General features: G+C 45.1%; 20 protein-coding genes and 1 riboswitch. Of the genes, 10 read left to right on the plus strand and 10 right to left on the minus strand.

Annotation, left to right across the window (positions count from 1 at the left end; genetic code table 11):
- Positions 1 to 5 precede the first annotated feature (5 nt).
- Positions 6 to 125: riboswitch (TPP riboswitch) on the minus strand.
- 43 nt (positions 126 to 168) lie between these two features.
- Both F0228_RS17430 and mpl read right to left on the minus strand, forming a co-directional pair.
- Positions 169 to 792, minus strand: a complete 624-nt coding sequence (locus F0228_RS17430; RefSeq protein ID WP_171731126.1) for a flavin prenyltransferase UbiX — start codon at positions 790 to 792, stop codon at positions 169 to 171.
- A gap of 37 nt (positions 793 to 829) precedes the next feature.
- Positions 830 to 2,188 carry a UDP-N-acetylmuramate:L-alanyl-gamma-D-glutamyl-meso-diaminopimelate ligase gene (mpl, locus tag F0228_RS17435; protein ID WP_171731125.1) on the minus strand — a complete coding sequence of 453 codons (1,359 nt, stop codon included), beginning with the start codon at positions 2,186 to 2,188 and terminating at the stop codon, positions 830 to 832.
- A gap of 271 nt (positions 2,189 to 2,459) precedes the next feature.
- On the opposite strand from mpl, the gene fbp reads away from it, so the two are divergent.
- A complete protein-coding gene (gene fbp / locus F0228_RS17440) occupies positions 2,460 to 3,470 on the plus strand; it encodes a class 1 fructose-bisphosphatase (RefSeq protein WP_116871609.1) in 1,011 nt (336 codons plus the stop codon).
- An 88-nt stretch (positions 3,471 to 3,558) separates the two neighbouring features.
- Here fbp and F0228_RS17445 read toward each other — a convergent pair whose 3' ends face one another.
- From F0228_RS17445 to F0228_RS17455, 3 genes are all read right to left on the minus strand, one after another.
- Positions 3,559 to 3,915, minus strand: a complete 357-nt coding sequence (locus tag F0228_RS17445) for a gamma-glutamylcyclotransferase (protein ID WP_171731124.1) — start codon at positions 3,913 to 3,915, stop codon at positions 3,559 to 3,561.
- A gap of 74 nt (positions 3,916 to 3,989) precedes the next feature.
- A complete protein-coding gene (locus F0228_RS17450; protein ID WP_171731123.1) occupies positions 3,990 to 7,748 on the minus strand; it encodes a translocation/assembly module TamB domain-containing protein in 3,759 nt (1,252 codons plus the stop codon).
- A complete protein-coding gene (locus F0228_RS17455) occupies positions 7,745 to 9,457 on the minus strand; it encodes an autotransporter assembly complex family protein (RefSeq protein WP_116871606.1) in 1,713 nt (570 codons plus the stop codon). Before F0228_RS17455 ends, F0228_RS17450 begins: the two co-directional genes overlap by 4 nt.
- Positions 9,458 to 9,650: 193 nt before the next feature.
- On the opposite strand from F0228_RS17455, the gene msrA reads away from it, so the two are divergent.
- Complete coding sequence (gene msrA / locus F0228_RS17460) at positions 9,651 to 10,280, plus strand: peptide-methionine (S)-S-oxide reductase MsrA (protein ID WP_171731122.1); 630 nt, start codon at positions 9,651 to 9,653, stop codon at positions 10,278 to 10,280.
- Between the two features lie 110 nt (positions 10,281 to 10,390).
- Here msrA and F0228_RS17465 read toward each other — a convergent pair whose 3' ends face one another.
- Positions 10,391 to 10,591, minus strand: coding sequence for a DUF1107 family protein (locus F0228_RS17465; protein ID WP_008220470.1), 201 nt, complete (start codon positions 10,589 to 10,591; stop codon positions 10,391 to 10,393).
- Between the two features lie 252 nt (positions 10,592 to 10,843).
- On the opposite strand from F0228_RS17465, the gene F0228_RS17470 reads away from it, so the two are divergent.
- The 7 genes from F0228_RS17470 to F0228_RS17500 all read left to right on the plus strand — a co-directional run bounded on the left by F0228_RS17470 (position 10,844) and on the right by F0228_RS17500 (position 16,533).
- Positions 10,844 to 11,395 (plus strand): YtfJ family protein, encoded by a 552-nt coding sequence (locus F0228_RS17470; RefSeq protein ID WP_061033934.1) that lies wholly within the window; start codon positions 10,844 to 10,846, stop codon positions 11,393 to 11,395.
- 90 nt (positions 11,396 to 11,485) lie between these two features.
- Positions 11,486 to 11,776, plus strand: coding sequence for a DUF2607 family protein (locus F0228_RS17475; protein WP_061033914.1), 291 nt, complete (start codon positions 11,486 to 11,488; stop codon positions 11,774 to 11,776).
- A 41-nt stretch (positions 11,777 to 11,817) separates the two neighbouring features.
- A complete protein-coding gene (locus F0228_RS17480; RefSeq protein ID WP_061033915.1) occupies positions 11,818 to 12,555 on the plus strand; it encodes a DUF2796 domain-containing protein in 738 nt (245 codons plus the stop codon).
- 140 nt (positions 12,556 to 12,695) lie between these two features.
- A complete protein-coding gene (locus F0228_RS17485) occupies positions 12,696 to 13,412 on the plus strand; it encodes an ABC transporter ATP-binding protein (protein WP_061033916.1) in 717 nt (238 codons plus the stop codon).
- A complete protein-coding gene (locus tag F0228_RS17490) occupies positions 13,409 to 14,668 on the plus strand; it encodes an ABC transporter permease (RefSeq protein ID WP_008220483.1) in 1,260 nt (419 codons plus the stop codon). The genes F0228_RS17485 and F0228_RS17490 overlap by 4 nt, the downstream gene beginning before the upstream one ends.
- 14 nt (positions 14,669 to 14,682) lie before the next feature.
- Positions 14,683 to 15,198 (plus strand): DUF3299 domain-containing protein, encoded by a 516-nt coding sequence (locus F0228_RS17495; RefSeq protein ID WP_061033917.1) that lies wholly within the window; start codon positions 14,683 to 14,685, stop codon positions 15,196 to 15,198.
- 426 nt (positions 15,199 to 15,624) lie between these two features.
- Positions 15,625 to 16,533: a TIGR03899 family protein gene (locus F0228_RS17500; RefSeq protein ID WP_032498533.1), complete on the plus strand. Its 909-nt coding sequence runs from the start codon at positions 15,625 to 15,627 to the stop codon at positions 16,531 to 16,533.
- A 146-nt stretch (positions 16,534 to 16,679) separates the two neighbouring features.
- On the opposite strand, the gene cysC is transcribed toward F0228_RS17500, so the two are convergent.
- The 4 genes from cysC to cysD all read right to left on the minus strand — a co-directional run bounded on the left by cysC (position 16,680) and on the right by cysD (position 21,508).
- On the minus strand, positions 16,680 to 17,300 hold the full coding sequence (cysC, locus tag F0228_RS17505) for an adenylyl-sulfate kinase (RefSeq protein WP_008220490.1): 621 nt from the start codon (positions 17,298 to 17,300) through the stop codon (positions 16,680 to 16,682).
- Between the two features lie 24 nt (positions 17,301 to 17,324).
- Positions 17,325 to 19,049, minus strand: a complete 1,725-nt coding sequence (locus F0228_RS17510) for an SLC13 family permease (protein ID WP_008220492.1) — start codon at positions 19,047 to 19,049, stop codon at positions 17,325 to 17,327.
- 65 nt (positions 19,050 to 19,114) lie between these two features.
- Entirely contained in the window at positions 19,115 to 20,545 is a 1,431-nt protein-coding gene (gene cysN, locus F0228_RS17515; protein WP_061033918.1) for a sulfate adenylyltransferase subunit CysN, read from the minus strand.
- Positions 20,546 to 20,563: 18 nt separating this feature from the next.
- Positions 20,564 to 21,508 carry a sulfate adenylyltransferase subunit CysD gene (cysD, locus tag F0228_RS17520; protein ID WP_258166798.1) on the minus strand — a complete coding sequence of 315 codons (945 nt, stop codon included), beginning with the start codon at positions 21,506 to 21,508 and terminating at the stop codon, positions 20,564 to 20,566.
- Positions 21,509 to 21,920: 412 nt separating this feature from the next.
- Between cysD and F0228_RS17525 the strand changes: the two genes are divergently transcribed.
- Positions 21,921 to 23,897: a bifunctional 2',3'-cyclic-nucleotide 2'-phosphodiesterase/3'-nucleotidase gene (locus tag F0228_RS17525; RefSeq protein WP_116871601.1), complete on the plus strand. Its 1,977-nt coding sequence runs from the start codon at positions 21,921 to 21,923 to the stop codon at positions 23,895 to 23,897.
- The last annotated feature ends 191 nt before the right edge of the window (positions 23,898 to 24,088 follow it).

Below are 24,088 nucleotides of genomic sequence, written 5' to 3' on the forward strand. Positions count from 1 at the left end.
ATAGAGGTTGTTCCTAACTCAATTCCTACGCCAGCATTATCTGGTTCAGGTTTACGGGTCCCAAGCACCTGCTTGATCTCAGCTCGCATTCATTATTTGAATGGTGTGCTCCCCGATGAGTGTTCAGAATTGTAATTCGATTTTTAACAATAAGCTATCAAGTTTGGATCAATTACGTTGATCGTAGCCCCATCTAGGCACTAAACCTTGCTCAATACCAAGATGGTCCAGAATGCGCGCCACCATGAAATCGACCAGGTCTTCTATTGACTTAGGTTGGTGATAAAAACCCGGTGCGGCTGGCATGACCGTCACACCCATCGTCGATAGCTTGTGCATGTTCTCTAGATGTAGCGTTGAGAATGGCGTTTCACGAACCACCAATAACAGCTGGCCTCGCTCTTTCATCACCACATCTGCTGCGCGCTCAATCAGGTTATCCGATAACCCATGAGCAATGGATGCCAAACTGCCCGCAGAACATGGGCAGACCACCATCTGCTTCGGCGCTGCAGAACCTGATGCAACTGGAGAGAACCAGTCATCTTTGCCGCATACCACCAGCTTTTCTGGATCGCAGCCCAAGTGCTTAACCAAGGCTTGCTTTGCCGCATCTGGCCCAGCAGGTAACTTAAGCTCATGCTCAGTAGCCAACACCACTCGCGCTGCCGACGAGATCAACAGATAGACCTGATAGTCTGCTGCCAACAAGCATTCAAGCAAGCGCAGTCCGTAAGGCGCACCAGATGCGCCAGTAAAAGCAAGAGTTATCGCTTTATCGTGTTTTGTCATGTTCTCAGTTACTTCAATTATAAAGTCGTGGACAGGGTTAACCTTTAAGAGCTAACGCGTCCAACAATTTCTGGTGAATACCACCAAAGCCACCATTACTCATTACCAGAATTTGGTCGCCCGCTTGCGCCTCTGAGACAATTTTAGCAACAAATACATCCATATCGTCACTAACATGTGCAGGCTGATGACAAGCATCTGCGACATCCTGCACCGACCAATCAATGTTGTCCGGTTGGAATAAGTAGGTGGAATCCGCTTGTTTAAGCGAATCAGCCAAGGTTTCTTTATGCACACCACGTTTCATGGTGGCGGAACGAGGCTCTAAAACGGCAATGATTTTTTTCGAGTCGACCTTATTACGTAAGCCGCCGAGCGTAAGTTCAATCGCCGTTGGGTGATGAGCAAAATCATCATAAACAGACACACCAGCTACCTCGCCTTTAAACTCTAGACGACGTTTAGTATTGATGAATTTCGCCAACGATTCGCACGCTAAATCAGGCGTCACACCCACATGCCTTGCCGCAGCAATCGCCATAAGAGCATTGCTGACGTTGTGATCACCAACCAAGTCCCAGTCTACCGTACCAACACATTCGCCTTGGAAGTAGACCTCAAATTTAGAGCCGTCTTTAACTCGTTTTTTGGCATCCCAATCGCCAGCTTCGCCACTCGATTCAGTCTCACTCCAACAGCCACGAGATAGAACATCTTGAATAGCAGTATCCTGCTTGGGTGAGAAAATACGACCATTGCTAGGCACAGTTCGCACTAAATGATGGAATTGACGTTTGATCGCTTCAAGATCGTCAAAAATGTCGGCATGATCGAACTCAAGGTTATTCATTACCAAGGTTCTTGGATGGTAATGAACGAACTTAGAGCGTTTGTCGAAAAAAGCACTGTCGTATTCGTCGGCTTCTACCACGAAGAACATGCTGTCACCTAAGCGAGCAGAGATACCAAAGTTACCCAATACCCCACCAACTAAAAAGCCTGGCGCATAACCGCAGTCTTCTAAGATCCAAGCCAACATACTGGAAGTTGTGGTTTTACCGTGAGTACCGGACACCGCAAGAACCCAGCGGTCATGCAGTAAGAACTCTTGCAGCCATTGTGGACCAGAGGTGTATCTAAGGTTGTTATCCAAAACATACTCAACACATGGGTTACCACGGCTCATCGCATTACCGATAACGACCAGGTCAGGCCTAGGCTCTAGTTGGCTTGGGTCGAACCCTTCAATAATTTCAATCCCTTGCGACTCCAACAAGGTGCTCATTGGTGGGTAAACATTCGCGTCACTACCCGTAACCTTGTGACCTAATTGACGAGCCAATACCGCAGCACCACCCATGAAGGTGCCACAAATTCCTAAGATATGAATATGCATAAATTGCTTCCAAAACGCTTGGCTAAATAAACAGTGCCTAATTAAAACGGCTTGTACTCATTATCATTAAATGACGCTTAAAAGCGAGCAGCAATGCAAAACAAATTGAGTCGACATAGTAAGTGAGATCTGTGTCGCTTAGTTCATTACCATTAAAAAGATCTAAGCCTTAGAATTTAGGTAAGCGTCTAGATGAATAAAGCCCACTTAAGAGGCAAATTCTATGGTGCTCAAATCCCCCCTAATATTCAGAGAAGTTTAAGGAAATAACATGTCTGAGATGCGCACCCTTGGTGAGTTCATTGTTGAGAAACAGAGTGACTTTCCCCATGCAAGTGGTGATCTATCATCCCTTTTGTCATCAATTCGTCTTGCTGCAAAAATTGTTAACCGTGAAATCAACAAAGCAGGTCTTGTCGACATTACTGGCGCTGTTGGTACAGACAACGTTCAAGGTGAAGAGCAGCAGAAGCTAGACCTTTATGCGAACGACAAATTTAAAGCGGCTCTAGAAGCTCGTGACCAAGTTTGTGGTGTAGCAAGTGAAGAAGAAGACGAAGCGGTTGCCTTCAATAAAGAGCTCAACAAAAACGCAAAATACGTCGTGTTGATGGACCCACTTGATGGTTCATCAAATATCGATGTAAATGTATCGGTTGGTACGATTTTCTCTATCTACCGCCGTGTCTCTCCAATCGGAACACCACCGACTCAAGAAGACTTCCTGCAACCAGGTCACAAACAGGTAGCTGCCGGTTACGTAATTTACGGTTCTTCAACCATGCTGGTTTACACAACTGGTGCTGGCGTAAATGGTTTCACCTACGATCCATCTCTGGGTACTTTCTGTCTATCTCATGAAAACATGATGATTCCAGACGAAGGCAAGATCTACTCGATCAACGAAGGTAACTACATCCGCTTCCCAACCGGTGTTAAGAAGTACATCAAATACTGTCAGGAAAGTGAGCCAAGCGATAACCGCCCTTACACGTCACGTTACATTGGTTCTCTTGTGTCTGATTTCCACCGTAACTTGCTAAAAGGCGGCATCTACTTGTACCCAAGTACAGAGAGCCACCCTCAAGGTAAATTGCGTTTGCTTTATGAATGCAACCCTATTGCTTTCCTTATGGAGCAAGCTGGCGGTATTGCATCAGACGGTGCACAACGTATCATGGACATCAAACCAACTGAGCTGCACCAACGTGTACCTTTCTTCGTTGGTTCAACAAACATGGTTCGTAAAGTAGAAGAGTTCCTAGAGCTGAACCCAGAGTAACCCTCTCGCTTCATTCTCAAATAAACACCATTAAAAAAGCCAGCACCTCAGTGCTGGCTTTTTGTTGTCTCGTAAGGTGATTAACTAGTTAGGAATCATTGTTCCGCTGACACCAGTCACCCGAAAGTATTTCTTTATTAGCTGTTAGATCAAGCTGATACAAATATACCCATGCTAACCCAAATATAGTCTCTATATGCTCGCGACGATACTCGACAGGCACATCTTCTAGCCGATCGAGCGAAGCCAAGACTTCATCGTTAATCATATAGACTTCCCCAGCGACACTTTTCTTTCCAAAAATCATCGCGGGATAGGCATCTAGGTCAAAAAGAGCGTATTCCTCAGGAGTATCAAATCGCCCAAGTAAATCACAGCCCTTCAAATAATGATGATTCGATTGACCCTGTCTCAAGGTTCCATAAACAAAAACAAGATGCTTCATAACCCCCCCACAAGCCATTCACGCAAGCGCGTTAAATGAATAGCTAAAACATTGCCGATCGAGCTCAAACTGTTCTACTCGAATTCAAATTGATAGAGAAGGTCGACCGCGCTGTCGAGACCCGAAACGGCTTCAACGTAGAGATCCTGCATCAATCGATAACGAACGGTAAACTCACCAAGCGAATTGAAGATACCAACGCCATACTTAACCTGTAAACCAGGCAGGATGTAACCACTTACCGTGACTTGTGAGTCGTCGCCAGAGCCTGCGGTATCCAGTTGCAAATCTTGTACACCAAAGGCCTCACCAATCTCACCAACGACCTTACCGCTCTTCGCTAAGCTCAAGCCAATTAAGGTCGTTGTCATTGAGCCATTCGACTCGCCATCAATATCTTGACCCCGCAAGATGTATGAAAGAGCATTTGCTTGCGGCATCGCAGGATCAGAATAAATCTCAATGGCTGGCTCTGTCGCTGGCCCTGTCACTCGAATACCAGCTGTCACATCATCTTGAGTATTGTCAGGGTTACGAATCGCATTGATCGCAACGTATGGCTGGTCCGGTGGCCCATTCATTAAGATTTTTCCCTCTTCGATAAGCAGGTCTTGTCCAAACGATTGGTAGGTACCGTTAACGATGTTGACCTCGCCCGTCACAAACGGGCCTTGGTCTTTTTGAGCCACATTCAGTTTACCGACCAATTCACCTTCAAGGCCGAAAGCGGACAATTTAAAGTCATCACCGATTGAAATATTAATATTGGTCATCACATTAAATGGAATGGTCGATTCACCTTCAGGTTGCAGGTCTTTATTCAAAATAACCTGATCAGAAGAAACACCAACTGCAGACGGTGGCAAGTCTTCAACGACAATGCGGCCCCACGGTAATGCAATGTCACCAGTAATTTTTGCAAGCTCAGGCGTAACGTCTATGGTCATATCAGGGACGACCTTAACCTTGACCATAGGTGGAACAACCACCATCAACTCATCAGCAAACACCCTAACATTCGAATGCCATGCTTGGAGATCTTGCCACTCACCAGAGCCTTCGATATCCAACTGACCATCTGGTGTTTCCACGTTAGCGTCAAGCTTGGCGCTATAACCATTAAAGTCGAGAGCAATGCGGCCATCCTTCACATCAATAGGAGTTACATCACCTTTGACTTGAATTCCATCCACAGAGAATTGACCAAAAACTTGAGGGTGCATCAAAGAACCTTTCACCTGCAGGTCACTCGCAAGGTCGGCTTTCAACAAGCTGTATTCACCTAAAATTGGCTGTAAGAAATCCAAATGGAAGGTCGTCAACTTAATCGCAGCATCGACCATTTTATCTTGTGCAAGAACATCAGGCAGCGACACGGTACCAGACAGGTCACCGTTATCGGAAACATCCAGTTTGAAGTCTGCATCTAGCTTGTTGTCTTTCAATTGAGCATTTAGGGCAATGCTCTCCCAACCGATTGTGATTGGCTCACCGACTTGCTGTACAGCCTGACCTTTTGGCATATCAAGGTTTACTGTTACCTCTGGCTGGCCTTGTTCCGACCACTTAGCATGAGCTTTAACATTTACTAAGCCTTGTAGCTCAGTCTCTTTTGGAACAAAGGCTTTAATCTGATCGAAGTCGAACTGATTGATTGCAATCTTAGCCTCACCCGACTTCCCAGCACGGATGTCTTCGCCCAGACACACACTCGAACCAGCTTGCTTCCAACAGTGCGCTTGAACATCAGCAAACTGATTGTCGACATCCGCCTTAATAGAGACAGGTTTATCAAGCACCCAAGGGCCTTGTTGAGTGGTGACTTTTACTCGGTCTAACGAGCCATCCCAAATGAGAGAAGGCTTCTGAATCAACTCGCCAGAAATTGCTAGGCTTGTAGAGACAATGTCAGATATCACATCTAGAGTCACAGTGTGCTTTTTCTCACCGCCACTCACGGTCAAATCAATGCTTTCGACGTTTTGTTCTTGATAAGTTAAATTTTTAGCCTTTAAAGCAAGGTCAGCTTGCGCTTCGGGTAACGGAAGTGGGACCACAGAACCATTAAGTGATAATGACTCAAGCGTTGCCTCGTTATTCCAGTCCACCTTATTTACATTCAGTGTCAGGTCGACCTTAGGCTCTTGAGTTGGACCGCTAAGTTGGATGTTACCAATCACTTGTCCTTTCAAATCAGGAACACTTTTCACCAGCTCAGGGAAATAAATATCAACACCCATATCCCACTGTTTATCAAGCTGCCCCTGAGCCTTAATCGAGTTCACACCGTGCGCCAAACTCAAACCACTGGTTTTCAGTTTAGGCTCACCGCTGGCGCTGCGATCAGATGCCGACAACTGACCTTCGATATCTAACGGGTAATCACGCAAGATACCTTCAATATCAAGCTGAGGTAGCTCAATGGCCCAGCCCCCAGCCTCAGTCAATTCACCCGATGTGACTAAACTACCGCTAATATTGCCCTCAGCTTCTGGCCACTGCAGACCAGGTTGAATATCTTTAAGGGTCACATCCGCTTGCCAATTAACGAGCTTTGCCCAGTTAGCTTTGACCGCACCATTGAGCTCACCGCCCAAGGTGTTCAGTTTCAGTCGCTCAAGCTCTATTTGCTCAGTGGTACCTTTACCTTGTAGGTCGATGACTAGAGCTGGGATTTCATTACCATCGGCTTCGCCCTTGAGCTGAACATTAAAGCCATCTAATGAGCCATCAGCCTTAAAGCGCTCAATTTCGGCTTGGTAATCACTTTTACCAGTTAGGGGCCATTGTGCTTGTCCATCTTCTAACAGTAAATCAAATGGCAGCGTCGGCTCTAAAGGTTGAAGTTCTCCAGAGAGCTTGGCTTCTATCAAGTCAGAAAACTGCGAGTCGAGCTGCAGCTTAGCCACACTCCCCTGTGCTTTCAGTGATAACTTCTGACCAGCAAGGTCGGTGTCCTTCACCTTAGCATCCAATGAAAGCTCTAAAGGATAACCATCTTTAAGCTCAACCTTAGTAGAAAGGTTCGCGCTCGCCTGCGGTATATCGAGCTCAAGTGTTGAAACATCCACTTTATGCCCGCCCGCTTGAGCTTCGAGTCCAAGATGATTGACAACAATTGGGGTTTCTTGCACTAAGGTGAAGTGATTTAAATCAAAGCGCTCTAACACAATCTGTAACGGAATCCAGACCTCAGGCAGCTCAATTGCTGTTTTCACCGCAGGCTCTGGTTCGACAGGTTCTGCCTGTGGTTCTTCCGTCGATTCAGCAATTTTTACTTTAAGGTCATTGAACAGGGTTGGCGATACCGTCAGCTTTTCACCCTGCATACTCAAAGCAGTTGAAAACAAACCCCATTCAATCTCATGACCCAAGATATTCAGTTTGATATCAGACAAAGCAATACGATTGATCACGATTGGTAGCGGTGTTTTCAGCGATGTCACTGGCGGAGTCGGCTCTGTCTCTTCTGCAGAAGCTGGAGGTAATTCCGTAAATGCGAAGTCCAAACCTTGAATCGCTAAGCGGTCGACACACAACTTAGGGTCGAGTAAACAGCGAGGATTAATAGCCAATACCAGCTTTTCCACTGTGGTATCGATATGGAGGCTATCATCTTTGAATTGAACATTATTAAGTGTGAAGTTCGGGAACAGAGCACCTTTTGTGCTCCCCACTTTAAGTTGTGGCAGAGCTTTTTCAGCGCCCCACAACACAGTGTTTAAGCCAGGGTTTGTAAACAGTACAAAACCGAGTAGGGCTATCAACAACAGCAAAATAGACGTCAAGAAAATCGACGTCCATTTTATGCATTTGCCCATCACTTTGATCATAATTCTGGCCCTAAACTAAAGTGCAGTTGGAACTCGTCACCTTTCTTCGCATCTAGGCCCCAAGCAAAATCTAAACTGACAGGGCCAACCGGCGATGCCCAACGAACACCGACACCGGTGCCGTGCTTCCATTCTGGCGTATCATTGAATGCATCACCAATATCGTAGAAAGCCGCTCCCCACCAATTTCCAACCAAACGGTATTGATACTCAAATGAACTGGTTGCAATGAACTTTGCACCGGTTAGTGCACCACTTTCATCTCGAGGAGAGATCGACTCATAGCCATAGCCTCGAATACTGTTATCACCACCAGCAAAGAATCTGAGCGAGGGAGACAGTTTCTCAAATTCATCGGCAAAGTTACCACCAAATTGAAGGCGGGTTAGACCACGATGGTTATTACCAATGCTACGAATCCAAGCCGTTTGTCCTTGAAAACGTACCACCTTGGTTTCCGACAATAAGGTGTCATCAGCCGCCTCAACCATGATGGTTTGTTTATCCCCCCACATTGGCATCGAACCACCACGAGTTCGAGTTCGTGAAAACGAAATACCCGGCAAGACGAATTGCGCCAAATCGTCTTGTAAACCTTGCTCATAGTTTTCAACCAAGTATCGAATGAACACGGTGCGCTGCCAGCCATTATCAAGGCGCCAATACCTTTCTAACGCTAGGTTCGATTCCAAACTTTTGGTGTCACGGTTATCCAAGTTTTTCATACCGTACTTAACTTGATAGTAGTCGTTCAGCACGTCATCCAGAGGGATTTTATAGGTAGCGGTAATCGTCTGTTCAGGTTTAGAAATCGACAGGCTGCTATTGAAGCTATGGCCTTGTTCATTAACCCAAGGTTTTTTCCACTTCAGGGTGCCTTTTACGCCAAGGTCGGTAGATACACCGATACCCGTTTCAATTTGGTTACGCGCTTGAGGAGCAAGGCTAACCTTCATTGGAATTTCTCGACCTTCACCCAGTTGACTTAAATCTGGTTCAACAAAAACCGAAGAGAACCAATCGGTATTGGACAGGTTTTGGTTGTACTCGCCAACCTTAGTAATCGAGTAAGGTTCACCATCTTTAAACGGCTTGAGCGATTGAACCCTATCATCTTCTATTTGGCTGCCCGTTACCGTGGTAGTGCCAAAGTGATAACGAATACCACTGTTGTAGTGAAGGCGAATGTAAGCTCGATTCAACTCAGGAGCCACTTCTAGCTTACTGAGCTCATACGAGCCGTCGAAGTAACCTTTGGCTAATCCAAGGTTGCGCATCGATGATTTCAAAGAGTCGTAGTTACCATGATTGAGAATCGAACCTTTGGATAGCTTACTCTTAGCAATCAAGGCTAAAAAATCTGGATCATCTTTGGCTTCCCCGCTCAGCACGATGTCTGATTCGTAAATAAGAACGGGCTCTCCCCGATCAACAGTTACAGTCAGTTCAGTTTCATCTTGGGAGTGAGAAAAAGTGATAGTCGGTTGGTAGTAACCTAACGCATTGAGTGCTTCTTTAATCATAGATTCCACGCGAGACTGGAACCTTAATGAAATCGCATATTCTTCTTCAGGCACAGCACTTAGATAAGCATCAACATTATCTTCTAGCGCTCCATCAAGCCCTTTAATCTCAAGGGAAACGTCAGCAAAAGCGAGCGTCGATGACAATAGAGTGCCAAACAGAACTGGTAAAGTTTTTCTTATCATGCTTAATTGGTGAAGAAGTTATCAATACGTTAATAATCAAAAAGAAATAATACCGCTAAAAAGGCATTGAGTCTGTAAGAAATCCTGTAATAACACGGTCTAATTTAAAGACTTATTTAATACGAACCAAGAGCTAAATACGCCTACAGTTACAAAAGCCGACACGGTAAACGTATGCGAAAAGGAATATAACATGCTAAACAAACAACAACTGGTTTCCGCAGCAACCGCATTACCGGGAAATGCAGCTCCAATTCAAATTACTGAGCGCCATTTCGTTAACCAAACTGACTTACTCGCCGCTCCTTCTGGTTCCCAACAACAAGTGTTATTAGGTATGGGATGTTTCTGGGGCGCTGAGCGCCTGTTCTGGCAATTGGACGGTGTGGTTTCTACATCAGTGGGCTACGCTGGCGGTTACACAGTAAATCCAACCTATGAACAAGTGTGTACCGGACAAACTGGCCACACTGAAGTCGTTCGTGTCATTTTTGATAGCGAGAAAACGTCTTTAGCACAACTACTTGAGACCTTCTGGGAGCGTCATGACCCAACTCAGGGGATGCGCCAAGGTAATGATTTAGGTACACAATACCGCTCGGCTATCTACACCTTCAGTGAAGAGCAACAAGCCATTGCTGAACAATCTCGCCAAGATTACCAAAGAGCCATTACCGATTCTTTAGGCAACGAAATCACAACGGAAGTTCTGCCTGCAGGGAAATATTTTTTTGCTGAGACCTACCACCAGCAATATCTAGCCAAAAACCCTAACGGCTACTGTGGATTGGGCGGAACAGGCGTTTGCTTCCCACCACAATAAAGGGCAGTCAGGCTGTACTACCTTAAACGATATCCATAAAAAAGGGCTTCCATTCGGAAGCCCTTTTCGCTGTTAATCTATTTGAAGCAAGACCAATCAATAAAGCTTAATTACATCGGCATAGCAGCAATCGTGCCGTTAACTTCTTTAAAAATAGTGAGCTTTTGTTTATCTGAAACTTCAGGGAGCAGCACTTTACCATGGTCGAAACGGAACTCTCCGACACCTTCGATGGCAAACTGGCCTTTGAATAGGACTTTAACGAAACGCGCCACCTGATGTGGGCGGTAAGTAGAAAATTTTCTTAACATATTACAACCTCAATTCCATTTGAGTACTACTGTCACGCACCTGAACACGACCGTATTCTAAGCACATTTAATCGCTAATTCCTTTAGCAAACAGCAAGATAATCTGTTGTTCATCTTGATATCGTTGCATTATACCCTTTGGTAACAAGCCTGCAACTTATTTCTACATCGTACGATAAAAAAGTTAAAGAGGCATTTTTCAAATTTCATATTATACTTCCAATGCAAACCAACAAGCGGAACAAAAATATAATGAAAAACAAAACTCTACTGGCTTTATTAGCCGCAGCCTCTCCACTCTTCGCCAATGCTCACAACTTATCTGTAGGTTCAACTCTTCCTGCCGTTGATGTTAGCAACTATGGTGAAATCGTACTAAAAGACGGAGCTACAGGATATCAAGCTTGGGCAACCAAGGATCTTCTGGGTAAAGTCCGTGTCGTTCAAGCGATTGCTGGCCGCAGCAGCTCTAAAGAGCTTAATGCACCACTGATGGCAGCAATTACAGCATCCAAATTTTCAGAAGATAGCTACCAAACCACCACCATTATCAACCAAGATGATGCAATTTGGGGCACAGGCTCTTTTGTAAAATCATCAGCTGAAAGCAGCAAAGAAGAATTTCCATGGTCGTCTATGGTTTTGGATGAAAATGGCACCGTTGCTTCGTCATGGGCTCTAAAAGAAGAGAGCTCAGCAATTATCGTGCAAGACAAACAAGGTAAAATCTTGTTTGTGAAAGAAGGCGCACTTAACGAATCAGAGGTAACGCAAGTTATTGAATTGATTAAAGCGAGCCTTTAATCAGATATTCTCGTCTTTTTCGAGACCTTATCAAAGGATATTGTTATATTATAACAGTATCCTTTTTTAATTCTGTGGTTAATCATCCTGATGTGGCAAGACACACCCAACAATGTGAAACGAAAAACAGGCTTCTTGCTTGGGCTTATGCTCATGCTAAGCGTGTTGGCAGCAACACATATGGTGGATATTGACCCAGAGCATCACACCTCACACCACTGTGAGCTGTTTTCCATAAATCAGTTCATTACCTCGCACTCGTTACCACAAGTTCCAGAGTTTCATTCAGAGTTTACTGTTGTTATCACGGAGTCAGTAACCTCACTACAGCGCCTGTATTTCGCTTATCTAGCGCGCTCTCCTCCTGTCAAAACTATTTAATTACCACTACTTTTTAATTAACCTTTATTCAGGAAAAAAACATGAAACCTTCTATTTTAGCCGTTGTTATCGGCATGACTGTCTCTACTAATGTTCTAGCTAACGAAGAGTTCCGCTCTCACGGTGCACACGTGCATGGTCAGGTTGAAGTAAACATTGCTCAAGACGGACAAGAACTGCTTGTTGAAGTGACAGCCCCGGGTGCAGACGTAGTTGGCTTTGAACATGCTCCAGAAACAGCAGAGCAAAAGAAAGTGTTTGAACAAGCTATCGCGCAACTAAACAAGCCAGACGAGCTATTTAGCTTTAACAACGCGAACTGTACTCTGAAATTTAAATCAGTGTCGAACACGTTAGAAAGCGATCATAATGAGCATGAAGGACATGACCACGAAGGCCATGACCACGCTAAACACGATCATGACGACCACGAAGGCCATGAGCACGCTGAGCACGATCATGATGACCATAAAGACCATGACCACGCTGAGCACGATCATGACGACCACAAAGACCATGACCACGCTGAACATGATCATGACGACCACGAAGGTCACGACCACCACGATCATGAAGATCATGACCACTCTGAAGGTGGCCACGGTGAGTTCACGGTTGAGTACCACTACCAATGTTCAGATGTAGCTAAGCTAGACACAGTTAACACTCAGTGGTTCTCTAAGTTCAGCAACACTGAAAAAATGACGGTGAACCTACTAACAGATACCGCTCAAGTACAAGAAGTTCTTAACGCAGAGCGCATTAGTTTTCGATTCTAACCACTCCTAGATCGGATTAAACGTAAATAAGCAGCCAAGTAAGTGCCTACTTACTTGGCTGTTCAAATCGGTGTGCTCTAGGGAATTTATGCTTCTAATTGCTGTCCAGTAGATACACCGCTTTAATTATTGGAGCTCGCATGTCTTCTGACACTTCATCACTTGTGGTCAAACTCGAAAATATTAGCTTTCGTTGGAAGCCTGAATTACCACCAACACTAGAGATCCCTTCTCTGCACATCCAAGCTCAAGAGCACCTCTTCATAAAAGGGCCAAGTGGTTGTGGCAAGTCTACATTGCTAGGGCTGCTGACTGGAATCAACCAAGCCGAGCAAGGTGAAGTCTCTATTTTAGGTCAAGATCTGACTCAGCTTACACCTCGTCAAAGAGACAAATTCAGAGCCGACCATATAGGTTATATCTTCCAGCAATTTAATCTGCTTCCTTACCTATCAGTAATCGATAACGTGACGCTTCCTTGCCAGTTCTCAACTATTCGCAAACAACAAGTCACAGAAAGTAAGAACAGCCTACAAGCCACTGCTCAAGATTTATTACTACGACTAAAGCTGCCTCAAGCCCTAATGGATAAACCTGTTACTGAGCTGAGTATTGGCCAACAACAACGTGTCGCCGCAGCCCGTGCCCTAATTGGCCAACCTAAAATCATCATTGCAGATGAACCAACATCCGCATTGGATCATGACAACCGAGAAGCCTTTATCGAACTGTTGCTAGAACAAGCTAACCAAGCTGGTTCTACTCTTATCTTTGTGAGTCACGATCCAACACTCGAAAAATTGTTCACTCGAACCATAGATTTAAAAACCGTTAACCAAGCTAAGGTTGTCGTATGAAAGTAATTACTCACTTAGCCTTAAAAAGCGTACTCAATCGTAAAGCCACAGCTATTCTGACCATTCTTACCGTGGCAGTGTCTGTCATTCTATTGCTCGGCGTAGAGCGCGTGAGAACCGAAGCCAAGAGCAGCTTTGCCAATACTATTTCAGGTACTGACTTGATCGTCGGTGGCCGTTCTGGCCAGGTAAACCTTCTGCTTTATTCTGTATTTCGAATTGGCAATGCGACCAACAATATCGACTGGAAAAGCTATCAAGAATTTAGCCAACACAAAGCCGTAAAGTGGGCGATCCCTATTTCATTGGGTGATTCTCATAAAGGCTTCCGTGTGATGGGTACTAACCATAGCTACTTTGAAAACTACCGCTATGGAAGTAAGCAACCCCTTACTTTCCAGCAAGGTAAAGAGTTTAATGAACTATTTGATGTGGTGATTGGTGCCGATGTCGCGAAAAAGTTAGATTACAAGATTGGCGATCAAATCATTCTTGCACACGGTATCAGTGATGTGGCGTTCAGCCGACACGATAACCTACCCTTCAAGATTGTCGGAATACTCGCACCAACAGGAACGCCAGTAGACAAAACCGTGCATGTATCGTTAGAAGCGATCGAAGCAATTCACGTTGGTTGGGAGTCGGGTGCCAACCTAGGGCATACCCCAGATGCCGAAACCTTGAAAACCTACGATTTCCAGCCTCAGCAAATCACCGCGATGATGCTTGGTTTGAACTCAAAGATTCAAACCTTCGCACTGCAAAGAGAAATCAATAACTACCGTCAAGAACCGTTAAGCGCAATTATGCCGGGCATTGCTCTGCATGAATTATGGGGCATGATGGCCGTAGCAGAGCAAGCATTGCTCATTGTTTCAGGGTTTGTAGTGGTTGCCGGTTTACTAGGAATGCTGAGTAGCCTACTAACGAGCTTGCAAGAAAGACGTCGCGAGATGGCTATCCTGCGTGCAATGGGCGCAAGGCCTCGCCATGTATTTGGTTTGCTGATTAGTGAAGCCAGTGCTCTGACCTTCTTAGGCATCACATTAGGCGTTGCAGTGTTGTTTGCTCTGATCGCAGTAGTTGCTCCTATTGTGCAACAAAGTTATGGTATCAACATATCGATATCCGCAATCACACCACACGAGTGGAAATTGCTTATGCTGGTGCAAATTGCCGGAATAATTATCGGCTTCATTCCCGCTTTCAGGGCTTACCGCCAGTCATTGTCTGATGGCATGACGATTCGAATCTAAAATAGGAACCTACGATGCAACGCAAATTCCTACTGATACTTGGGCTAATGATGTTCCCATTTATCAGTACAGCTCACGCTGAAACACCTCAGAATGAGGAATCGGTATTAACACTCGAATGGATTGATTTGATTCCAGAATCAGAGCGCGCTCAACTAGATTCGTTTGGCATGCCGATGGTTGACCATAACAGTATGGAAAAGCCTCAACAGTCGACACTTGGAGCGGTTCGTCCGGAGTTAAACGGCAGTAAGGTTAAGATCCCAGGGTTTGTGATTCCATTGGAAGGCGATGAGAATATGATCACTGAGTTTCTGTTAGTACCGTACTTTGGTGCATGTATCCATGTTCCACCACCGCCACCGAACCAAATTATTTACGTTAAGTTCCCTAAGGGCGCGCCAATCCAGCAACTATGGGATGTGATCTATTTGGTAGGTACGCTGAAAACAGAATCTATCAGTCACGATCTAGCGCAAACGGGCTATCTGATTGAAGGTACTGCAATTGAAGAATACGACGACATGTAGTCGTTTGGAGGGTGGCTCAGCGATGAGCCGCCGTCACTGAATAAACCAAGTTATTCAATAACAGTTTAATAACGATATTGTTCCTCTAAATTACGCAATGTAATTAGATAAATAAGCTAGCACACCCACATAAGTCGCGAGTAATAAACCTATACCAAGCTGCTTTTTCAGCTTGTTATCATTGACTTGATTCATAACTCCTCCTTGATAATTACAACAAATTTAACATTTTATTATCATTATCAAAAGTAAAATTTTGTTGAAGTCTTCAACTCTGCACGCAAAATCTAGCCACCAATCAGATAAAGAGTTACATTTTAGACAGTTATACCAATCACAGTAAGTCAGTGATCAGCAATAGCGTAGGGAAAAGCCTTGAGAGCAATGACTACGATTGGTATTGATTCGTCTCCTAACGGTACTCTTATGTCAGAAACCAAACAGCCAGTGATCATTGAGCATGCTAGCGACACACAGCACAAGCATGAGAAAAAGCCTCATATTGCCGACAGTGCCAGTCGAATGCTGCACATTGCCCAAAGCTTCGGTTTAGATTCCTTAATTAGTCATAGCGAAAAAACGAACGATAAAGCCGCTAGCACTCTGATTGAGCGAGCGTTATTGCGAGAGAAGAAACGTAAGGAGCTGCGCCAGAAGAACCTAGAGCAGATCCTGAAACTGGCCCACTCTTCATGTAAAGATGAAGCGGCTGGAGATCCAGATCAGGACTGGCTGTACCGCTTTTTCGATATGGCACAAGAGATCCACAACACATCAATGCAAAGGCTGTGGGCTCAGGTGCTGAAACGAGAAGTCACCAACCCAGGCTCTACGTCGATGAAGGCGCTACAAATCCTAAAAGATATGACACCAAAGGAAGCACTGACCTTGCAAAGAGCTGCTTCACTGGGTTGTAGCTTTGGTAGTGACAACAGTAAAAAACTGCTACTTGGTTTTAAGTCTCACGCAGGGCTGTTCAGTTTTGGTAAAAGAGACACCACCAACACCATTAACCTTGGTGGGCATAACCTGCCCTACTCTAGTCTTCTCCACTTGATTGAACTTGGCATTATTCTAGGCACGGAGCTAGAGTCTGGAGAGATCGACTTCGACCCTGCATTGCATCTGACGTATCAAGGTAAGAGCATGTCACTGGCGCCGCTATCAAAAGGCGTGAAGTTGGTGTACTACCGATTCAGCCCTACTGGCAACGAACTGTGTACCTTGCTTGGCAATAAACCCAACATGCCTTATTACGACCAATTAATTGCGCTATTGAGCCAAAAATTCACGGTTCAGACAGAAGTGAAAAGCAGTGTGAACTACACCGTCTAGATAATAGACGGTGTAAAAACTGAAAAATATTGAGAAGAAAAAAGAGAATCTAGAGGATAGGTTTCTTGTCTCGGTAGAGTAAGGCTGCACTGCTTTTGGCGAACAAGCAGACATGCTGATGGGCAGCCTTAGTCATACCAGCGGTCTCAATTGGCTAAAATGTTACGCTTCTCTAACGCATCAATGCACAACTCTACCAATTCATCGATCGTCTTCTCTCCTGCAGGTAGATCAATCTCAGGGTTCTGTGGCGCTTCGTAAGTCGAACTAATCCCCGTGAAATTAGGAATTTCTCCCGCACGTGCTTTCTTATATAAGCCTTTAGGGTCACGCTGTTCGCACACCTCTAATGGTGTATTCACAAACACTTCAAGAAACTCCCCTTCAGGCAATAAGTCGCGTACCAGCTGCCTTTCAGCTTGGTGAGGAGAAATAAACGCAGACAGTACAATCAAACCAGCATCAGCCATCAATTTAGCTAACTCACCGATACGACGAATATTCTCTCGACGGTCTTGCTCAGAAAAGCCAAGATCACTACACAAACCATGACGAACATTATCACCGTCCAGTAAATAGGTATGGTAACCAAGTTGCGCTAAGCGATTCTCAAGTGCTCCAGCTACTGTCGATTTACCAGAACCAGATAATCCAGTAAACCAAAGCACAGCAGGCTTTTGTGATTTCAGATCCGCGCGGAATCCTTTATCAATCGAGTGTTGATGCCACACAACATTCTCATCTTTGTGTTTGAGTACTGCGGTCATAAATAGTCCTTTAAATAAACAGCATTAAAATGGAAAAAAGTAAGGAATTAGGGTCAGTACCAAGCCCGAGTAAACAATCGAGATTGGGATACCGATGCGCAGATAATCTGTGAGGTGATAATTACCTACGCTATAAACAAGTAAGTTAGTTTGGTAGCCGTATGGCGAAATGAAACTGGCACTCGCACCAAACAATACCGCCATGATGAATGGCATTGGGTCAACGCCATAGCCTACCGCCATGCTGTAGCCGATTGGGAAAGAGAGTGCCGCTGCGGCGTTATTGGTGACTAACTCAGTCAGAATCAGAGTCATCAGATAAGTCGCGACCAAGGCACCAAATACGCCCCAGCCATTAAAGGCCTCCATAAACATCTGCCCCATACGTTCAGATAAGCCAGATGAAATCATCAGTTGAGCAATAGAGAGTGCAGACCCAACAATCACAACAATATCAACAGGAAAGCGGCGGCGAAGCTCACTCAGCTGCACGATACCAAATGCTACCAGCAACAATAAGAACCCAGCTAAGCCTTTAATTATCGGCACCATATCAAGCAGCGCTAAGCCAATCACACTGGTGAAACCGAGTAGCACGAGTGCCGATTTATCTGCATCAAGCTTGGCACTCGAATCCAAATCATTCATCAACACAAACTCTTTGTTGTGTTGCTGGCGCTGCTCTTCAAAACGTTTGCCAGGCACCAGAATTAAGGTATCACCTGCCGTCAGCGTGATGTTACCCAAACCACCTTCAAGACGTTCATGGCCACGACGAATCGCCACGACCACCGCATCAAACCGGTCTCTAAACTGGCTGGTTTTCAATGTTTTATTACAGAAGCTTGCCGACGAGCTCACCACTACTTCAACAAAGCTCTGTCCGTTGAGGTGGTGCTGACCAAATAGGGTTAAACCTTGGATTTCTTGTAGTGTTGCCACGCTCTCTACATCACCACAAAACAGCAATCGGTCACGAGCCTGCAATACAAAATCAGGGTCAATCGAGGCGGTGGTTTTACCGTCACGAATCACTTCCGCTAAGAAAAGTTTTCGCAATGCTCTTAAGTTGTTTTCACTAACACTACGACCAACCAACGGAGAGCCTGGCTCAACTCTGGCTTCTAAGAAATAAGGTAGATCATCTTGCGATCCATCATCGTAGCTAGGTAAGAAGTAACTCAGAGGAATAAGGATCAACACGCCACCAGCCAAGACCGCTAAACCGATCAAAGTTGGTGTAAAAAAGTTTAGGCTCGGCAATCCTGCATCTTCAACAAAGCTATTGATGATCAAGTTGGTTGAGGTGCCGATCAATGTCAGTGTTCCCCCCAAAATAGCGGCGTATGACAAAGGAATAAGTAACTTAGAAGGCGCGTGCTGCTGATTACGTTTGATCGCACCGATCAAAGAGACCACTACAGCCGTGTTATTGGTAAAGGAAGAAAGCAGCGCTGTAGAGATACCCAACTTTGCCACCACTGTGCCTAGCCTACCTTCAGAGATATTACGGCTAACCCAGCTGATCAAGCGAGTTTTCTCCAACGCACTCGATGCGAGGATCAAAAGAATTAACGTCAGTAACGAAGAGTTAGTGAAGTTATTGGCTAAGCTCGAAAGGTCGATCATCCCGCCCATAAAAGCTATAAACGCCGCGCCAGCAAAGATAAAGCTTGGCTTAATACGGGTAACGAGCAGGCAAGTAATGATGCCGAGCAAAATCGCTAATACAAATCCTTGTTGCCACATATACCCGTCCTTTATGGCGGAAACAATCAGTTTCCGCCTGATTCAATAAGCTGTTACTCAGTCGTTTATGACTTCAGTAGTTGGCTTAAATCTTTGGCATCCCAATGCGGGAAGTGCTTGCGAACCAATGCATTAAACTCAAGTTCAAATGCAGAGAAGTTACCGACTTGCTGTTCAACAGAGTCCAAACGGTCTCGAATCAAACCCGCACCAACCGTCACGTTAGTTAGACGGTCGATCACGATGAAGCCACCGGTATCGGCACTTTCACGGTATTTGTCCAGTGCGACAGTCTCGTTCAATGACCACTCACACAAGCCAATACCATTCAGTGGCAACTCATCGACTTCGTGAGTCGAGAGATTGTTGATGTCGTATTGGTGACGAACCGTTTCAACCTGACCAACAGTCTTCTTACCGGCGATCTTGATGTCGTAAGCTTTGCCCGGTTGCAGTGGTTGCTCTGTCATCCACACGATGTCTGCCAATACGTGGTTAGTTGATTCAATCTGAGCGTTTTCCAACACAATCAAATCACCACGACTGATATCGATTTCATCTTCAAGGGTCAGCGTTACCGCCAAGCCCGCCTGGGCAGATTCCAAATCACCATCAAAGGTTACGATACGTGCAACCTTAGAAGTTTTTCCTGATGGCAACGCCTTGATTTCATCACCAACGCTGACACGGCCAGAAGCCACAGTACCGGCAAAGCCGCGGAAGTCTAAGTTAGGACGATTCACATACTGCACTGGGAAACGGAACTCGCCCGCAGAACGTTTTTGGTCAATATCAACGTTCTCTAACACTTCCAGTAGAGATGGGCCTTCAAACCATGCTAGCTCTTTACTTGGTGCAGCAACGTTGATGCCTTCAAGCGCCGAAACCGGCAAGATCTGAATGTTAGTTTCGCCTTCTAGGTTTTCTGCAAACTCTAGATATTCATCGCGAATCTCTTCAAAACGATCTTGTGAATAATCCACGAGATCCATCTTGTTGACTGCAACGATGAAATGCTTCAAACCAAGCAAGTTAGAAATAAACGAATGACGACGCGTTTGATCCAGAACGCCCTTACGAGCATCAATCAAGATCACCGCCAGATCACACGTTGAAGCGCCTGTTGCCATGTTGCGCGTGTACTGCTCATGCCCTGGGGTATCAGCAATAATGAATTTACGCTTTTGCGTCGAGAAGTAGCGGTAAGCAACATCGATGGTGATGCCTTGCTCACGCTCAGCCTGCAGGCCATCAACAAGCAGTGCTAAATCAGGCTTCTCACCTGTGGTACCCACTCGTTGGCTATCCGAGTGAACCGCTGCTAACTGATCTTCATAAATCTGTTTTGTATCATGGAGTAAGCGACCGATTAGCGTACTTTTGCCATCATCCACCGAGCCACAAGTTAAGAATCTAAGCATAGATTTATGCTGATGCTGACTCAGATAACCTTCAATCCCTAGTTCAGCCAATTCGGCTTCTACTGCACTATTCATTTTTCTTTCCTTAGATTCTTAGAAATAACCTTGGCGCTTTTTCAGCTCCATTGAGCCCGACTGATCATGGTCAATCGCTCGACCTTGACGCTCACTGGACGTCGCCACCAGCATCTCTTCAATAATGCCTGTTAGCGTATTCGCCTCAGATTCAACCGCTCCGGTTAGTGGGTAACAGCCTAAAGTACGAAAACGAACGCTTTTCTCTTCAATCACTTCACCTTCTTGCAGCTCCATACGGTCATCATCAACCATGATCAGCATGCCATCACGCTCAACCACCGGGCGTTTATCTGAAAGGTAAAGTGGAACAATATCGATGCTCTCTAGATAGATGTATTGCCAAATATCCAGCTCAGTCCAGTTTGATAGAGGGAATACACGGATGCTTTCGCCCTTGTTAACCTGACCGTTATAAGTGTGCCAAAGCTCTGGACGCTGGTTCTTTGGATCCCACGTGTGGTTCTTATCGCGGAAAGAGTAAACACGCTCTTTCGCTCGAGATTTCTCTTCATCACGACGAGCACCACCAAAAGCAGCATCGAACCCATACTTGTTTAACGCCTGCTTAAGGCCCTGAGTTTTCATGATGTCGGTATGCTTAGAAGAGCCGTGCACAAATGGGCTACACCCCATTGCTAGACCTTCAGGGTTCTTATGTACCAAAAGGTCAAAACCGTACTTTTTGGCTGTGCGGTCACGGAACTCAATCATCTCGCGGAATTTCCAATCCGTATCAACGTGTAACAGCGGGAATGGAATCTTACCTGGGTAAAACGCTTTGCGAGCTAAATGAAGCATCACAGAAGAATCTTTACCGATGGAGTACATCATTACTGGGTTATCAAACTCAGCCGCCACTTCACGGATAATATGAATACTTTCCGCTTCTAGCTGTTTTAGGTGGGTTAAACGTTCTTGGTCCATTTCAGTGCTTCCTTTAAGGCTCGCGTTACGAGCAATTCATTACTTGGTCTCACCAAGCAAGGGATTTAGCTCATCCACTTAGTGAATGGGAGTATTGGCACTAGAAGAAAGCAGAAGCTTCGATTGAGCTGTCCTTGCTATTCATCTGCCTGATACGTCCTTGATATAGGCATTATGACGAGCCGCTCATATTACTGGAAATTCTAAAATTTCATTTTTTATTCGAAAAGCTGATAAGGCGTGTAATAAATAGATAACCAGGTGAAATGAATGGACTAATCTTATCGATATCATTTGTGCATGGATTGAGCAGCTTTGGGAGGCATCTTGCAGAACACCATAAAGTAATCGATCTAAGTCACGAATTAACATTCGTTGTAATCATTGTTTCATTCCATTTTGTTACATTACGCAACGAATTTTCTTCTATCCACTTTGGAGCTACAAAATGAAAGTTGCAATGAAACCTTTATCATTGGCTGTACTTGCAGGTCTTGGTCTGACACTCGCAGGCTGCACAACAACACCAGATACCGATGAAGTGATTAAACTACGTGTCGTAGAGACAACTGACATCCATACCAACCTAATGGATTACGACTACTACAAAGACAAGCCATCACAAAAAATTGGCTTAGCACGTACTGCAACTCTAGTAAAAGAAGCTCAAAACGAAGTAACAAACAGCGTATTAGTTGATAACGGTGACCTACTGCAAGGTAGCCCAATGGGTGACTACATGGCAGACAAAGGCATCGTTGCCGGTGAAGTTCACCCTGCTTACAAAGCAATGAACCAGCTAAGCTATGATGCAGCGAACATCGGTAACCACGAGTTCAACTACGGCCTAGAGTTCCTAGAAGAATCTATCAACGACGCTGATTTCCCATACATCAGTGCTAACGTTTACGATGCTGAAACAAAAGAGCACTACTTCACGCCTTACATCATCAAGACACACACGTTCGCAGATACAGCTGGCGTAGAGCACGAGATCAAAGTGGGTTACATCGGCTTTGTTCCACCACAAATCATGACGTGGGATAAAAAGAACCTTGAAGGTAAAGTGATCGCTCGCGACATCGTTGAGACAGCGAACGAGCTAGTACCTCAAATGAAGGCTGAAGGTGCAGACGTTATCGTTGCGATCCCTCACTCTGGCGTATCTCAAGACCCATACAAAGCAGGCGAAGAGAACTCGACGCTTTACCTATCTGAAGTAGAAGGTATTGATGCGATTGCATTCGGTCACTCTCACGCCGTATTCCCAGGTAAAGGCTTCGACAACATCCAAGGCGTTGACAACGAAAACGGCACCATGAACGGTGTTGCGGCAGTAATGCCAGGTCGTTGGGGTAGCCACGTAGGTGTTATGGACCTAACACTGGCGCAAAAAGACGGTAAGTGGGAAGTCGTAAAAGGCCAATCTGAAGCTCGCCCTATCTACGACAAGATCGAGAAGAAATCACTGGCTGCAGCAGATGAAGGCATCGTAACTGCACTAGAAAAAGACCACCAAGGTACTCGTGATTTTGTAAACCAACCAATTGGTAAAGCAGATGACGTGATGTACAGCTTCCTGTCTCTAGTACAAGACGATCCAACCGTACAGATCGTTAACCTTGCACAAAAAGATTACGTTGAGCAATTCATCCAAGGCGACCCTGATCTAGACGGTACACCAGTACTTTCTGCAGCGGCACCATTCAAAGCAGGCGGTCGTAAGAATGACCCAGCAAACTTCACTGAAGTGGAATCTGGTCAACTAACATTCCGTAACGCGGCTGACTTGTACCTTTACCCGAACACGCTAGTTGCGATGAAGGTAACGGGTCACGAAGTAAAAGAGTGGCTTGAGTGTTCTGCTGGCCAATTCAACCAAATCGATGTGAACTCAACAGCACCACAACAGCTGATTGAGTGGGATAACTTCCGTACTTACAACTTCGATGTTATCGACGGTGTGAATTACCAAATCGACGTAACTCAGCCTGCGAAATACGATGCAAACTGTAAAGTGGTTAACCCTGATTCTCAGCGTATTGTTGGCCTAACTTACCAAGGTAAGCCAATCGACATGAAGCAAGACTTCCTGATCGCAACCAACAACTACCGAGCTTACAGCGCTAAATTCCCAGGCACAGGTGAAGACTTCATCGCATTTGATGCACCAGATGAGAACCGTACTGTACTGGCGAACTACATCTCTCGCGTAAGCAAAGAGCAAGGCCAAGTGAGCCCAACAGCTGACAACAACTGGTCATTCGCACCAATCAAAACGGATAAAAAGCTAGATATCCGCTTTGAAACGTCGCCAAGTGAGAAAGCGGCACAGTTCATCAAAGAGAAGGGTCAATACCCAATGAAACGTGTTGCCACTGACGATGTTGGTTTCGGCGTTTACCAAATTGATCTAACTAAATAGATTACTCTAGTAATCAATAGTTAACCTTCTAAAAGGCTGAGTTTAACGACTCAGCCTTTTTCTTTTCTTATCTAAATTCTCAGTGTAAAGCCTTAACTTGCGAAGCTTAAACTCCTGCTCATTCTTCGCCTAATATCGCACACCTCAAATCACCTATTAAATCCAATCAACGTAAAAAAGCAGCAATTCGC

Source organism: Vibrio sp. 99K-1, from assembly GCF_013114585.1.
Lineage (GTDB): Bacteria > Pseudomonadota > Gammaproteobacteria > Enterobacterales > Vibrionaceae > Vibrio > Vibrio chagasii_B.